Source organism: Agrobacterium sp. 16-172Ci, from assembly GCF_053522725.1.
The window spans coordinates 25,687-38,796 of the sequence record NZ_JBNWBW010000036.1; the positions used below are offsets into that span (position 1 = coordinate 25,687).

15 protein-coding genes are annotated in these 13,110 nt (G+C 59.6%); 14 read left to right on the forward strand and 1 reads right to left on the reverse strand.

From position 1 onward, the window contains the following. The first annotated feature begins 86 nt into the window (after positions 1-86). The 9 genes from ACQZ40_RS23880 to ACQZ40_RS23920 all read left to right on the forward strand — a co-directional run bounded on the left by ACQZ40_RS23880 (position 87) and on the right by ACQZ40_RS23920 (position 6,987). Positions 87-620 carry a hypothetical protein gene (locus ACQZ40_RS23880; RefSeq protein WP_448748781.1) on the forward strand — a complete coding sequence of 178 codons (534 nt, stop codon included), beginning with the start codon at positions 87-89 and terminating at the stop codon, positions 618-620. Between the two features lie 138 nt (positions 621-758). Then, the gene (locus ACQZ40_RS23885; protein WP_003520414.1) at positions 759-1,592 is read left to right on the forward strand and encodes an RNA methyltransferase; all 834 of its coding nucleotides are present in this window, start codon (positions 759-761) and stop codon (positions 1,590-1,592) included. Further along, a complete protein-coding gene (gene murI / locus ACQZ40_RS23890) occupies positions 1,576-2,397 on the forward strand; it encodes a glutamate racemase (RefSeq protein WP_338810517.1) in 822 nt (273 codons plus the stop codon). The genes ACQZ40_RS23885 and murI overlap by 17 nt, the downstream gene beginning before the upstream one ends. 378 nt (positions 2,398-2,775) lie before the next feature. After that, positions 2,776-3,015, forward strand: a complete 240-nt coding sequence (locus ACQZ40_RS23895; RefSeq protein WP_448748782.1) for a hypothetical protein — start codon at positions 2,776-2,778, stop codon at positions 3,013-3,015. A 97-nt stretch (positions 3,016-3,112) separates the two neighbouring features. Next, positions 3,113-3,409, forward strand: coding sequence for a type II toxin-antitoxin system RelE/ParE family toxin (locus ACQZ40_RS23900; protein WP_078052769.1), 297 nt, complete (start codon positions 3,113-3,115; stop codon positions 3,407-3,409). After that, a complete protein-coding gene (locus ACQZ40_RS23905) occupies positions 3,406-3,693 on the forward strand; it encodes a HigA family addiction module antitoxin (RefSeq protein ID WP_020810458.1) in 288 nt (95 codons plus the stop codon). Before ACQZ40_RS23900 ends, ACQZ40_RS23905 begins: the two co-directional genes overlap by 4 nt. Before the next feature lie 72 nt (positions 3,694-3,765). After that, on the forward strand, positions 3,766-4,404 hold the full coding sequence (locus tag ACQZ40_RS23910; RefSeq protein WP_448748783.1) for a LysE family translocator: 639 nt from the start codon (positions 3,766-3,768) through the stop codon (positions 4,402-4,404). A gap of 50 nt (positions 4,405-4,454) precedes the next feature. After that, entirely contained in the window at positions 4,455-5,348 is an 894-nt protein-coding gene (locus ACQZ40_RS23915) for an EamA family transporter (RefSeq protein ID WP_448748784.1), read from the forward strand. A gap of 94 nt (positions 5,349-5,442) precedes the next feature. After that, complete coding sequence (locus ACQZ40_RS23920; protein WP_448748785.1) at positions 5,443-6,987, forward strand: helicase HerA domain-containing protein; 1,545 nt, start codon at positions 5,443-5,445, stop codon at positions 6,985-6,987. Positions 6,988-7,175: 188 nt separating this feature from the next. Here the strand turns inward: ACQZ40_RS23920 and ACQZ40_RS23925 are convergent, their stop codons facing one another. Beyond that, positions 7,176-8,159 (reverse strand): TerC family protein, encoded by a 984-nt coding sequence (locus tag ACQZ40_RS23925; RefSeq protein WP_271046612.1) that lies wholly within the window; start codon positions 8,157-8,159, stop codon positions 7,176-7,178. A gap of 451 nt (positions 8,160-8,610) precedes the next feature. On the opposite strand from ACQZ40_RS23925, the gene rpsD reads away from it, so the two are divergent. From rpsD to ACQZ40_RS23950, 5 genes are all read left to right on the forward strand, one after another. Then, positions 8,611-9,228 carry a 30S ribosomal protein S4 gene (rpsD, locus tag ACQZ40_RS23930; protein WP_003520423.1) on the forward strand — a complete coding sequence of 206 codons (618 nt, stop codon included), beginning with the start codon at positions 8,611-8,613 and terminating at the stop codon, positions 9,226-9,228. A gap of 68 nt (positions 9,229-9,296) precedes the next feature. Next, positions 9,297-10,226, forward strand: a complete 930-nt coding sequence (locus ACQZ40_RS23935; RefSeq protein ID WP_003520424.1) for a glutaminase — start codon at positions 9,297-9,299, stop codon at positions 10,224-10,226. 61 nt (positions 10,227-10,287) lie between these two features. Next, positions 10,288-11,229 carry a tRNA 2-thiocytidine(32) synthetase TtcA gene (ttcA, locus tag ACQZ40_RS23940; protein WP_161987873.1) on the forward strand — a complete coding sequence of 314 codons (942 nt, stop codon included), beginning with the start codon at positions 10,288-10,290 and terminating at the stop codon, positions 11,227-11,229. A gap of 16 nt (positions 11,230-11,245) precedes the next feature. Beyond that, positions 11,246-12,073, forward strand: a complete 828-nt coding sequence (locus tag ACQZ40_RS23945) for an inositol monophosphatase family protein (RefSeq protein WP_035263086.1) — start codon at positions 11,246-11,248, stop codon at positions 12,071-12,073. Between the two features lie 29 nt (positions 12,074-12,102). Continuing rightward, entirely contained in the window at positions 12,103-12,927 is an 825-nt protein-coding gene (locus ACQZ40_RS23950; protein ID WP_448748786.1) for an inositol monophosphatase family protein, read from the forward strand. Positions 12,928-13,110: the final 183 nt, after the last annotated feature.

Sequence of the window (13,110 nt, forward strand, 5' to 3'; positions counted from 1 at the left end):
GCTTTGCGCATTGCCAAACCACAATGCCGGAATACAGTCAGGCGAATCGCTTCGCCCGCCTGTCGGGCCTATCCCGGGATCACATCATGCGGAATATTCTGCTTCTAACTGCCGCCGTCCTCTTTTCGCATAGCGCGCTCGCCGCCGGGCCTGCCGATCCCGTTCAGAAGGTGATGGATGTCACCGTCAAGAACTGGTCGGGCGAGGCGGAAAACTGGAAATACGTTTTCGACGAGGACATGCTGACCAGCCTCTTCAGCAAGGATTTCGTCGCGCAATATCGCGAAGCCTCCAAGAAGCCGGCTTACGAGGCCGAAAGCGGCGAGACCGGCGATCCCTTTGGTTACGATGTCGTGACGAACTCGCAGGATGGCTGCCCGCTGGCCAATGTTTCCGTGACGCCGGGCGCGGTGAAGGACGGCGTGACGGACGTGACCGCAAAGTTCAAGCTCTGGGCCTGCATGGATGGGGCGGAGATGAAGGCGACGGTTGACGAAGTGCATTTCGATGTCATCGAGGAAGACGGCCGCCCGGTCATCAGTGATATTCATCGGGTTGGCGATGAGGGCAGGGATTCGCTGCGCGAAGAAATGACGAATATCATCAAGGGGGAGCAATAAGGGGCGTCTTGCCAGCGGGGTGGCGCCAGGCTTTCTCCGCGCCGGCTTTGATTTTGGCGCCGATCTGTGCCAGTGAAGCGCGCTTTAGCGCGTCGGGCTGAAAATCGATGCGACGCTTCAACACACGGACAAAAGACGATGGCAGGCACAAACAGCGATCTCGAACTTGTGGCGGAAGGCCCGGCGATCATTCTCGTCGAACCGCAGCTCGGCGAAAATATCGGCATGGTGGCGCGGGCCATGGCCAATTTCGGCCTGGCCGAATTGCGTCTGGTCAATCCGCGTGACGGCTGGCCGAGCGAGAAGGCGCGCGCCGCAGCCTCCAAGGCCGATCACGTCATTGACGCCACGAAGGTATTCGAGACGCTGGAAGAGGCGATCAAGGACCTGAACTTCGTTTATGCCACGACCGCGCGTGAGCGCTACGGTTTCAAGCCGGTGCGTGCGCCCGTCACCGCCGCCGATACGCTCAGGGCAAAATTCAAGGCTGGCGAAAAGACCGGTATCCTCTTCGGCCGCGAGCGCTGGGGGCTGACCAATGAGGAAGTGGCGCTGGCCGACGAGATCGTGACATTTCCCGTCAATCCCGCTTTTGCCTCGCTCAATATCGCGCAGGCCGTGCTTTTGATGTCCTATGAATGGATGAAATCCGGCATGGACGATCTGGGAGAGACGCTTTTCCAGTCCGTCGAGCAGCGTCCTTCGACCAAGGAACAGGTTTTCGGCCTGTTCGAACATATCGAGGAAGCGCTGGATGCGCGGGGTTATTTTCATCCCGCTGAAAAAAAGCCGAAAATGGTCGACAATCTGCGCGCCGTGCTGTCGCGACGCGGGTTTTCCGAGCAGGAAATCAGCGTTTTCCGTGGCGTGATCAATTCGCTCGACCGCTTTCCACGGCAATGGCCGAAGCAGGCGGGAAGGGCAGCGGGGCCGTCGGCCGAGGGAGCAGGGGAGAATGCTGAAGACGAGTGAGGCGGCGGCCGATTTGCTGAAACCGGTGCTGGTGTTCGATTCCGGCATTGGCGGGCTGACCGTGCTGCGCGAGGCGCGGGTGCTGATGCCCGAGCGCGGCTTCATCTATGTGGCCGACGATGCGGGTTTTCCCTATGGCGGCTGGGAGGAGGAAGCGCTGAAGGCGCGCATTCTCTCGCTCTTCGACAAGCTGCTGGACGACTATAGCCCGGAAGTCTGCATCATCGCCTGCAACACTGCCTTCACGCTCGCTGGCGCGGATCTTCGCGCCCGCTTTCCGCAGATGACCTTCGTTGGCACTGTGCCCGCCATCAAGCCGGCAGCGGAGCGCACCCGCTCGGGCCTCGTTTCCGTGCTGGCGACACCGGGTACTGTTAAGCGCGCCTATACGCGCGATCTCATCCAGTCCTTCGCCAGCCAATGTCATGTCCGCCTCGTCGGTTCGGAAAACCTGGCGCGCATGGCGGAAAGCTGGATCAGGGGCGAGCCGGTCTCGGATGAGGCGGTGCTTGCCGAAATCGAACCCTGCTTCATCGACAGCGAGGGAAAACGCACGGATATCGTCGTTCTTGCCTGCACCCATTACCCCTTCATGGCCAATCTGTTTCGCAGGCTGGCGCCATGGCCGGTGGATTGGCTTGACCCCGCCGAGGCGATTGCGCGGCGCGCGCGCCACCTTGTGCCGCTGCCGCAGGATGCCGAGCATCCGGATGGTTTCGATTTTGCCGTCTTCACCTCCGGCAAGCCGGATTTCGCCACCCGGCGGCTGATGCAGGGTTTCGGTCTCAGCGTTTCGGCAGCCTGAGCGCCTGTTGTATTTTTGCATCTGTTTTATCCGTCTTTTGCAATTCGAGATTGCGACCACTTGTCGCGCCGGATTTCTTGTGTAAGATGCATCTTGTCTGTAACCGCTATAAATGGAGGCGTGGAATGACCAATGACATCAATATGCGCCTTAACGGCATGTCAGGCCCTTCCGGCATGTTTATCGGCGGTTATGTGATGCGAGGCATCTCCCTCCGATAAGGCTTATGGCCTGATTTCCCTGCCGTTTGGCATTTTCACTTCGTCCGACATGTGACTTGCGCGTTTGCGTGGCATGAGTGCTGCGCGCACCGTTTCGGCATGTCGTTTTCCATCGATAAAGGACCTGGCCGCTTTGCCGCGCCGGGATGGATTTCCCATGCAGACAAATCAACCATTGGTAGCATATGCGCTGCCGGATGCGGTCGATCGCTTGTTCGTCACATTCGGTGTCTGGAAAACCCTGAAAGCGGTTCTCATTGCCGCACTGGTGCCGCGTGCACCGCCGACCGATCCTGCCGATCTGCCAGAGCGCCTGCTGGTCGATATCGGCCTTGACCCGTCGCGGGTGAAGCGGCGGCGGGATTGGGAGGTCCCTCACTGGGCGCCCCGGTTTTGATTGGCAAAGGCCTCTCCGGCAAAGAAATGTCGGGGTGGCCGCCGCATCTCTGCCGTTACGTATCGTATAGCGATGCGATACAGGATACGCTGTTCTTATGATCGTCAGTTTCCGACACAAAGGACTGGAAGCTTTTTATCGTTCCGGGACGACCAAGGGTATTCAGCCTGCGCATGCCGCCAAGCTTGGCCGAATACTAACCTTGCTTGAGGTTGCGGCAGGCGTTCCCGATCTTAATCTTCCTGGTCTTAAACTTCATCCGTTAAAGGGTGATATGAGGGGCCACTGGTCCATATGGGTGAATGGAAACTGGCGTGTGACGTTTCGATTTCTGGATAGCGACGTCGAACTTGTCGACTATCAGGATTATCACTTAAGGGAATTGTTCCAATGATGAAATTTCCTGTTCATCCCGGTGAGTTGTTACGGGAAGAGGTTATTGCCGCACTTCAGCTTTCCGTAACAGACGCTGCTGAAAGGCTTGGAATGTCGCGCGTAGCGCTTTCGCGGGTCTTGAACGGACGGGCAGGGGTCAGCCCAGACCTTGCCTTACGGTTGGAGCGGGCAGGGGTCAGCACCGCGCGGGCATGGCTTGCCATGCAGTCGAATTACGATCTTGCACAGGCGATGAAACGTGAGCAGCCGCCCGTTCGTCCGTTGGATGACAGGGCGGCATAATCTTCGAAGATTTGGCTTGATACCTTCTGGTTTTGGTGGCTTGCTCCCAAAGATCAGATAGGGAGATTCCTCATGCCGCTGGAAAACTGGCTGGCCTTCGTGGCCGCATCCGCCATCATGCTTGCCATTCCGGGACCGACGATCCTGCTGGTGATTTCTTATGCGCTGGGCCATGGCCGCAAGGCCAGCACGGCGACGGTGACGGGCGTGGCGCTTGGTGATTTCACCGCAATGACGGCTTCCATGCTGGGGCTCGGCGCGCTGCTTGCCACATCGGCGGCGCTTTTCACCGGGCTTAAATGGATCGGTGCGGCTTACCTCATCTATCTCGGCATCAAGCTGTGGCGTTCGCCGGTCAGCGGCGAGGGGGCGGAAGGGACGGGCGTGACCGGCCGTGAAAGACCGCTTAAAATCTTCCTGCATGCCTACATCGTCACCGCGCTGAACCCGAAGAGCATCGTGTTCTTCGTGGCCTTCCTGCCGCAGTTTCTGGTGCCGACGCTGCCCTTCTGGCCGCAGGTGCTTATTTTCGAGGTGACCTTCCTGGTGCTTGCCACTGTCAATGCGGCGCTTTATGGACTTCTGGCAAGTGCCGCCCGCGACACGATCCGCAAACCTCGGGTTCAGCGCATCGTCAACCGCACGGGCGGCGGTCTCCTGATCGGCGCCGGCCTCATTACCTTCGGCTGGAAGAGGGCGGTTTCGGCTTAAAGCCCCTCAAACACCTGAGGTGTCGATCGCCTGAAATTCGGACATACAAAATGGCATTGCCGCATATATTTCTTGCCCTGATTACCGTGTTTTTGTGGGGCTTCAACTTCGTCGTCATCAAGGTGGGCGTCGCCGATATGCCGCCCCTGTTTTTGACGGGTGTGCGTTATCTCTTTGCGGCGGTGCCCTTGGTGTTCTTCCTGCCGAAACCCAATGTGCCGTGGCGACACATGATCGTTTATGGCATGGCCATGGGCTTCGTGCAGTTCGGTCTGCTTTACCCCGCCATCAAGCTCGGGCTGCCGGCGGGGCTCGCTTCGCTGGTCATGCAGTCGCAGGCCTTCTTCACGCTGGCGCTTGCCGTGGTGTTCCTCGGTGAACGGCCATTGCCGTCGCAGGTCTTCGGCGCGATCATCGCTTTTGGCGGGCTGGCGGTCATCGGTGTGGAGCGGATGACGGCGGCGGCGCTGGTACCGTTGCTCATGGGCGTCGGTTCCGCGATTGCCTGGGCCTGTGGCAACATCGTCAATCGCCGTATCGGCCAGGTCAATGCCGTCTCTTTCGTTGCCTGGACCAGCCTAGTGCCCGTTCTGCCATTGATCCTGCTGTCGCTCGTGGTGGAAGGGCCGGAAGCGATTGCCGAAGGGGTGGCCAATGCGACCCCGACCATGGCTTTCGTGGTGATCTACATGGCCTATGGCGCGACGATCGTGGGTGCTGGGATATGGAGTTACCTGCTTCTGCGCTATCCGGCTGGAACGGTGGCGCCATTTTCGCTGCTGGTGCCAATTGTCGGATTTATCAGCGCCTACCTCGCTTTTGCCGAACATATTACCGTTTTCGAAGTGGTCGGCGCAGCACTGGTCATTCTGGGGCTCGCGCTCAACGTCTTTGGCCGGCGCATCGGCGTTTCACGCTTTTGGGTAAGGTCTGCGCAGGGCTAAGAGCGAATTGCCTGTGCATTATCGGCACGGGTGAGACGCAACAGGCAATTTTTTGCTAAAGACCATGTTCGGCCGTCCCTTGAGGGAGTCGGTCATGATATGCAGCACAGGGAATGGAACATTGCAGGTCGGTATCGACATGGGAACCCTATCGGGCGGGCAGCAGGCCAAGCTCGATATTGAAGAATTGCTTGCAACGCGCCTGCTGGTGCAGGGCAATTCCGGTTCCGGCAAGTCGCATCTGCTGCGCCGGCTGCTGGAGCAATCGGCGCCATGGGTGCAGCAGGTCATCATCGATCCCGAGGGTGATTTCGTCACGCTCTCCGACAAATTCGGCCATGTTGTGGTGGATGGCGAGCGCACGGAAGCCGAGCTTGCCGGCATTGCCAACCGTATTCGCCAGCACCGCGTCTCCTGCGTGCTGACGCTGGAAGGCCTCGATATCGAACAGCAGATGCGGGCAGCGGCCGCTTTCCTCAACGGCCTGTTCGATGCCGATCGCGAATTCTGGTATCCCGTGCTTGTGGTGGTGGACGAAGCGCAGATGTTTGCGCCCTCCGTTGCTGGTGAAGTCACGGAAGATGCCCGCAAGGCCTCGCTTGGCGCGATGACCAATCTGATGTGCCGTGGTCGTAAACGTGGTCTCGCCGGCGTCATCGCCACGCAGCGATTGGCCAAGCTTGCAAAGAACGTGGCCGCGGAAGCCTCCAACTTCCTGATGGGCCGCACGTTCCTTGATATCGATATGGCGCGCGCAGCCGATCTGCTCGGCATGGACCGGCGGCAGGCGGAAATGTTCCGCGATCTCCAGCGGGGCAATTTCGTGGCGCTCGGCCCGGCGCTTTCGCGCCGTCCGATGCCAATCGTCATCGGGGCGGTGGAAACCTCGGCGCGCTCCTCTTCGCCAAAGCTGATGCCGCTGCCGGATGCGCCGCAGGATGTAGAAGACCTGATCTTCACGCCAGATCCAGAGGAATTCACGCGCGCCGCCGTGCGCCGCACGCCGCCCGCACCGCGCCCGACCAACGACATTCTCGCCGAGCTTTCCCGCTCCACGCCCGCGGCCGTTGGTCCTTCGCCCGAGCCGTCGCTCCGGGCTGGGCAGCCAGAGATGACACCGGAGGAGCGCGAGGAGAAGATCGCCGCGGTGCTTGTCGAAATTCTCGACGATCCGCAATCGGCCTATCGCACCGATGCCGTACTCTATCAGGATTTTCTGGTGCGCGCCCGTATGCGCCGTATTCCCGGCACGCCGATGACGCTGCCGGAATTCCGCCGACAGGTGGCGATTGCCCGCTCCGGCGTGGATGCGGCGATGGCGGCCAGCGAAGGCTGGCAAAAGGCGCTGGAACTGTCGACGTCGGTTTCCGACGACCTGCAGGGCGTTTTCCTGCTTCTGGTCAAGGCCGCTCTCGGCGAGGAGCCTTGTCCTTCGGATGCCCGCATCGCCCGCGCTTATGGCACCCATTCCGCCCGCCGCGCGCGGCGGCTGCTCGGTTATTTCGAGGAGAAGGAGCTTGTGGTGGTGCATGCCGATTTCTCCGGCAAGCGCATCGTGGCTTTCCCCGATCTCGATGCAAAAACCGCACCCGGCGATGCGGATGCGGCTGAGGATGATGCCAGACTGGCGGCGGAGTGAGGTTGCGGCGGGTTTGTTTGCGTCGATTTTTTCCCCCGTCATGCCGGACTTGATCCGGCATCCAGCCACGGCGCGTCTGCGCCGTGAAAAGAGTCTATTGCGATCAAGGACTTGACCGCGCTGGACCCCGGATCAAGTCCGGGGTGACGGCGTGTGAGGAGGCGTTTCCGCCTCCTCATTGCTTGACCTTACTCGATGGCTTTCGCTTCCTTGCGCGTCGCAATCAACGAACCGATGATGCCGGTTGCAAGGATGGCGACGGTGACGCCGAGAGAGACGGCGGGCGGGATCTTGGCGATGCCCAGCATATCGGCGACGAAAATCTTCGAACCGACGAAGACCAGAACCGCAGCCAGCGCATATTTCAGATAAGCGAAGCGGTGGATGAGGGCGGCGAGCGCAAAGTAAAGGGCGCGCAGGCCGAGGATCGCAAAGATGTTCGACGTGTAGACGATAAACGGATCGGTGGTGATCGCGAAGATTGCCGGGATCGAATCGACTGCGAAGATCAGGTCGGCGATTTCTACCATGATGAGCGCCAGGAAGAGCGGCGTCACGAAGGTCTTGAGTTTGCCGGTGGTCTCATCGGTTTCCTTGACGAAGAATTTCTCGCCATGCAGCTTGTTTGTCACCGGAAGGTGACTGCGCAGGAACTTCAGGATGCGGTTATTGCCGATATCGGACTCGTCATGGTCGGACGAGAACAGCATCTTGAGGCCGGTGAAGACGAGGAAGGCCGCGAAGAGATAAAGCACCCAGTGGAAGTTTTCGACGATGGCCGCGCCGCCCGCGATCATGATGCCACGCAGGACGATGACGCCGAGGATGCCCCAGAGCAGCACGCGGTGCTGATATTGGCGGGGAATGGCGAAATAGGAGAAAATCATGGCGATGATGAAGATATTGTCCATCGCCAGGCTTTTTTCGACCACGAAGCCGGTTACATATTCCATCGCCGACTGTTCGCCGGACTGATACCAGATCCAGCCGCCGAAGGCCAAGCCGATGACAATATAGAAGCCCGACATCAGCAGGCTTTCACGAACGCCAATTTCCTTGGAGTTTTTATGCAGCACGCCTAGATCGAGCGCGAGAAGGCCAAGGACGAGGGAAATGAAGACCGCCCACATCCATGTGGGGGTGCCGAGAAAATCCGATAGAAGAAAGTCCATCAGTCAACCTTTAGCCGGACGAGGTTGGCTTTACGGATGGGGGGACGTGAAACAGACATATACGTGGCCCCAACCTTAACAAACTCGACATCACGTGTTGTCCGGTAACACGCCAGAGGGGCCCGAGTTCTGATCACGATGGAGAGATGGGTGGGCACTTTCGCTTTTCAAGAGGAGACTTCAGAAAAAAGCGAAAGGCCTTGTTTGACAAATTCGTGAAAGCTCTGTAGAAGCCGCCCCAACGCCGGGCAGTGATGTCCGGTGTGTTTTGTTGACTGCCCTGCAGTTTAAGAACTGACGTTCGGCGGTCAATATCACCGACATGTCCCGTGGTTTCTCCATTTGCATGTGAGAAGCCTGTCAGAGGCCCTGAAACGGGCTTCAGAGGAGGGCGTGTTTCCTTGAACCGGTTTGGTAACAGACCGGCATAAACCTTTGAGAAGGAAATACGATGAGCAAGCGCGAATCGGCTAAGTATAAAATTGACCGCCGCATGGGCGAAAACATCTGGGGCCGTCCGAAGTCCCCGGTTAACCGCCGCGAATACGGCCCGGGCCAGCACGGACAGCGCCGCAAGGGTAAGATGAGCGACTTCGGCACGCAGCTGCGCGCCAAGCAGAAGCTCAAGGGCTACTACGGCGAACTGCGCGAAAAGCAGTTCCGCGCCACCTTCGACGAAGCAAACCGTCGCAAGGGCGATACCTCCGAAAACCTCATCGGCCTGCTCGAGTCGCGTCTGGACGCCATCGTCTACCGCGCCAAGTTCGTTCCGACCGTTTTCGCTTCGCGCCAGTTCATCAACCATGGCCACGTCACGGTTAACGGCGTTCGCGTCAACATCGGTTCTTACCGCTGCAAGCCGGGCGACGTTATCGAAGTTCGCCAGAAGTCCAAGCAGCTCGTAACCGTTCTGGAAGCCGTTCAGCTCGCTGAGCGTGACGTTCCTGACTACATCGAAGTTGACCACAACAAGATGGTTGCGACCTACGCCCGCGTTCCGGCTCTCTCCGACGTTCCGTACCCGGTCGTCATGGAACCGCATCTGGTCGTCGAATTCTACTCGCGTTAATCGACGCGTTTCAGTATTCAGGAAGCCGCCCTTCGGGGCGGCTTTTTTGTTTGCGGGGAAGGCTTTGCATGCAGGACATTCAGGCGATCGTCGATTCCATTTACGACAGCATGGCGCCGAGGCTCGGCGAGGGGAAGGTTGCGGATTACATTCCCGAACTTGCCAAGGTCGATCCCAACCAGTTCGGCATCGCCATCACCACTGTCGATGGAACCACCTACACGGCCGGCAATGCGCTGACGCCGTTTTCGATCCAGAGCATCTCCAAGGTCTTCATGCTGACGCTGGCGCTCGGCAAGGCGGGGGAAACGGTGTGGAACCGGGTAGGGCGCGAGCCTTCGGGCTCCTCCTTCAACTCCATCGTCCAGCTGGAGCATGAGCACGGCATCCCACGCAATCCCTTCGTGAACGCCGGCGCGATCGTGGTCACGGATATCGTGCTTGCTGGCCACCAGCCCCGCGAGGCAATCGGTGAGCTTCTGCGTTTCGTGCGTTACCTCGCGGACGATGACACGATCAGCATCGACGATACGGTGGCGAAATCCGAGCAGGCGACAGGGTTCCGCAATTTCGCGCTCGCCAATTTCATGCGCTCCTTCGGCAATCTGCACCATCCCGTCGAATATACGCTCGGTGTTTATTTCCACCAGTGCGCGCTTTCCATGACCTGCGCTCAGCTTTCCCGTGCCGGGCTTTTCCTTGCCAATCGCGGCCGCAATCCGCTGACGGGCCACACGGTCGTCTCGGATCGCCGTGCACGGCGCATCAACGCGCTGATGTTGACCTGCGGCCATTATGACGGATCGGGCGATTTCGCCTATCATGTCGGCCTGCCGGGCAAGAGCGGTGTCGGCGGCGGCATCATGGCGGTGGCGCCAGGCAACGCGTCCATCGCGGTCTGGTCGCCGGGTCTCAACAAGGTCGGCAACTCGGCGCTCGGGTCACAGGCGCTGGAAATGCTGGCGACGAAAACCGGCTGGTCGGTTTTCGGGGCTTGATATTGCCGGCGGATGGGGGCATTGCCTGCATTAAGAACGGCAGTCGTGCCGGAGCGAGCTGATGATGAACATTCTCACCAAGATCGATGACTTTGTAGATCAGGCCGGGGCCGACCAGATCGGGGCGGATCAGGACGCGTCCGAAGAAAACGGCAGCTCGCATCCCCTGTTCGACAACGCGCCGCGGTCGGTTTCCTTCAACAAGCTGCGCAAGCGGCTGTTGCGCAACGTTCGCCAGGCCTTTGAAGATTTCGGCATGCTGAACGGCCAGAAGCGCTGGCTGGTCGGCCTTTCCGGCGGCAAGGACAGCTATGGGCTGCTGGCGCTGCTGCTCGATTTGAAATGGCGTGGCCTTTTGCCGGTCGAACTTGTTGCCTGCAATCTGGATCAGGGCCAACCGAATTTTCCAAAGCACGTCTTGCCGGAGTATCTGGCGAAGATCGGTGTGCCCCATCGCATCGAATATCGCGACACCTATTCCGTAGTGAAGGAAAAGGTGCCGTCCGGCGGCACTTACTGTTCGCTCTGTTCGCGGCTCCGGCGCGGCAATCTCTACCGCATCGCGCGGGAAGAGGGCTGTGACGCACTGCTGCTCGGCCATCACCGCGAGGATATTCTTGAGACCTTCTTCATGAACTTCTTCCACGGCGGCCGGCTGGCTGGCATGCCGGCGAAGCTTTTGAATGACGAGGGCGACCTGATGGTCATGCGCCCGCTTGCCTATTGCGCCGAGGAGGATATGGCGAAATTCGCGGCGGCGATGGAATTCCCGATCATTCCCTGCGACCTCTGCGGCTCGCAGGACGGGCTTCAGCGCAATGCCATGAAGGAGATGCTGGCCGACATCGAACGGCGTATGCCCGGCCGCAAGGACGTGATGCTGAGGGCGCTTGCCCATGTCAATCCGTCGCATCTGCTCGATCCCAAGCTTTTTGATTTTTCGGCGCTTTCTGTCACCGGGGCGTCACCTGAAGAGCGTAGGGAGGCCAACTCCCCCTTATGAAGAAGTGCCACGCCCGATGACCCTTTCCGACAAAGATATCGACTTCCTCGTTTCCACCGTTGCCGCTGCCGGCGCGAATGAAATTCTTCCCCGCTTCCGAAACCTGAGCGCCGGTGCGATCTCCGAAAAGACCTCCGCCGTCGATCTAGTCACCGAAGCCGATGTTCTGGCGGAAAAGGCGATCACCGCTGCTCTCCTTCAGCGATTTCCGAAGGCCCACATCGTCGGCGAAGAGGCCTATGAGGCGGACCAATCCGTCATTCCCGCACTTGCCGATGCGCCGCTTGCCTTCGTGATCGATCCCATCGACGGCACTTTCAATTACGCTTCCGGTTTTCCCGCTTTCGGCACGCTGCTTGCGGTCACCGTCAAGGGTGAGACGGTGGCGGGCATCATCCACGATCCGGTGATGGGCGATACCATCGTTGCTTTGAAAGGCGAGGGCGCGTTTCTCAACCGCAGGAACGGTTCGCAGGCGAAGCTCAGGGTAGCCGATCCCGCGCCATTGTCCGACATGGTCGGCATCTTTTCCTGGGGCCACAGCCATCAGGATCGCCGGCCGGTAATTGCCGCCAACATGGCGAAGATCAAGATGGCGCTGTCACTCAATTGCTCGGCACATGAATATTGGCTCGCCTCGGCCGGAAAGCTGCATTTCATCGGCCATGAAAAGCTGATGCCGTGGGATCATCTCGCCGGTGTGCTCATTCATCAGGAGGCGGGTGGTTACACGGCCCGTTTCGACAATACGCCCTATCGGCCGGGGCAGACGGAGGGCGGCATTCTGTCTGCTCCCGACAAGGAAAGCTGGAAGATGCTGCGACGGGAAATCGTCGCCTTATAACATCGCGCTCAAATAGAAGGATATTGCCCATGGCTCTCGAACTCGACATCGCCGCTCTTGCCAATGCGCTTCAGGAGGCGGCGGCAGTGGAAATCCTGCCGCGGTTCCGCAATCTGGGCGAAGGCGATGTGCGGATCAAGAGCGAGGCGATCGATCTCGTCACCGAAGCCGACGAGGCCGCCGAGCGGTTGATCCGTGCGCGTGTGCAGGACATCATGCCTGATGCATTGTTCATCGGCGAAGAGGCGGTGGCGGCGGATGCCTCGCTGCTCGGCAAGCTTGCCGATGCCGATCTTGCCGTGGTGGTCGATCCCATCGACGGCACCTATAATTTCGCTTCCGGCCTGCCGCTCTTCGGCGTGATGATGAGCGTCATCTCCAAGGGTGAGACCGTTGCCGGCCTTATCTTCGATCCGATGGGCAATGATTGGGCGATTGCCGAAAAGGGTTCCGGCGCGTGGCTTTGCAGCGCCGACGGTTCGCAGACGCAGATGTCGGTTGTGCCGGCGCCGGAATTGTCGCAGATGGTCGGCATCGCCAATACCGGCTATTTCGACGTGGAGACACGGCGTAAGATCCTGACGAACCTCGCCGATGTGCGGCTCTTCACCAGCTATCGCTGCGCGGCGCATGAATACCGCCTGTTCTGCGGCGGCCACATGCACTTCCTGATGTATAACAAGCTGATGCCCTGGGACCATCTGGCCGGCACGCTGCTGTCGCAAGAGGCGGGCGCTTACGCGGCACGCCTCGACGGCTCGCCCTATCTGCCGAGCCATGTGGATGGCGGGCTGCTGCTCGCGCCGGATCAGGAGACGTGGGAACTGCTGCGGGAGAAGATTTTTACGGTTTGAGGTGCGCTCACGCGAATTTCAGCTTCTTGCCTTCACAAGCCTGCCTGCCACGTCCTCAAATCTCTCCTTCGTCATGCTCGGGCCTGTCCCACTGCTGTCCGGTTTAAATTTGGTGGACATGGCGCACGGTGTTGATTCTACTCGTATTCGAGCGTTTGGCGACGATCTCGGACACGAAAGAGG

Bases quoted from the DNA above. Each gene is read 5' to 3' on its own strand.
- ACQZ40_RS23935 (WP_003520424.1), top strand. From the start codon at position 9,297: ATGCAGGACATTCAGGCGATCGTCGATTCCATTTACGACAGCATGGCG.
- ACQZ40_RS23945 (WP_035263086.1), top strand. From the start codon at position 11,246: ATGACCCTTTCCGACAAAGATATCGACTTCCTCGTTTCCACCGTTGCC.
- ACQZ40_RS23950 (WP_448748786.1), top strand. From the start codon at position 12,103: ATGGCTCTCGAACTCGACATCGCCGCTCTTGCCAATGCGCTTCAGGAG.
- rpsD (WP_003520423.1), top strand. From the start codon at position 8,611: ATGAGCAAGCGCGAATCGGCTAAGTATAAAATTGACCGCCGCATGGGC.
- ACQZ40_RS23900 (WP_078052769.1), top strand. From the start codon at position 3,113: ATGATCGTCAGTTTCCGACACAAAGGACTGGAAGCTTTTTATCGTTCC.
- ttcA (WP_161987873.1), top strand. From the start codon at position 10,288: ATGATGAACATTCTCACCAAGATCGATGACTTTGTAGATCAGGCCGGG.
- ACQZ40_RS23880 (WP_448748781.1), top strand. From the start codon at position 87: ATGCGGAATATTCTGCTTCTAACTGCCGCCGTCCTCTTTTCGCATAGC.
- murI (WP_338810517.1), top strand. From the start codon at position 1,576: ATGCTGAAGACGAGTGAGGCGGCGGCCGATTTGCTGAAACCGGTGCTG.
- ACQZ40_RS23905 (WP_020810458.1), top strand. From the start codon at position 3,406: ATGATGAAATTTCCTGTTCATCCCGGTGAGTTGTTACGGGAAGAGGTT.
- ACQZ40_RS23910 (WP_448748783.1), top strand. From the start codon at position 3,766: ATGCCGCTGGAAAACTGGCTGGCCTTCGTGGCCGCATCCGCCATCATG.
- ACQZ40_RS23925 (WP_271046612.1), bottom strand. From the start codon at position 8,159: ATGGACTTTCTTCTATCGGATTTTCTCGGCACCCCCACATGGATGTGG.
- ACQZ40_RS23915 (WP_448748784.1), top strand. From the start codon at position 4,455: ATGGCATTGCCGCATATATTTCTTGCCCTGATTACCGTGTTTTTGTGG.
- ACQZ40_RS23920 (WP_448748785.1), top strand. From the start codon at position 5,443: ATGATATGCAGCACAGGGAATGGAACATTGCAGGTCGGTATCGACATG.
- ACQZ40_RS23895 (WP_448748782.1), top strand. From the start codon at position 2,776: ATGCAGACAAATCAACCATTGGTAGCATATGCGCTGCCGGATGCGGTC.
- ACQZ40_RS23885 (WP_003520414.1), top strand. From the start codon at position 759: ATGGCAGGCACAAACAGCGATCTCGAACTTGTGGCGGAAGGCCCGGCG.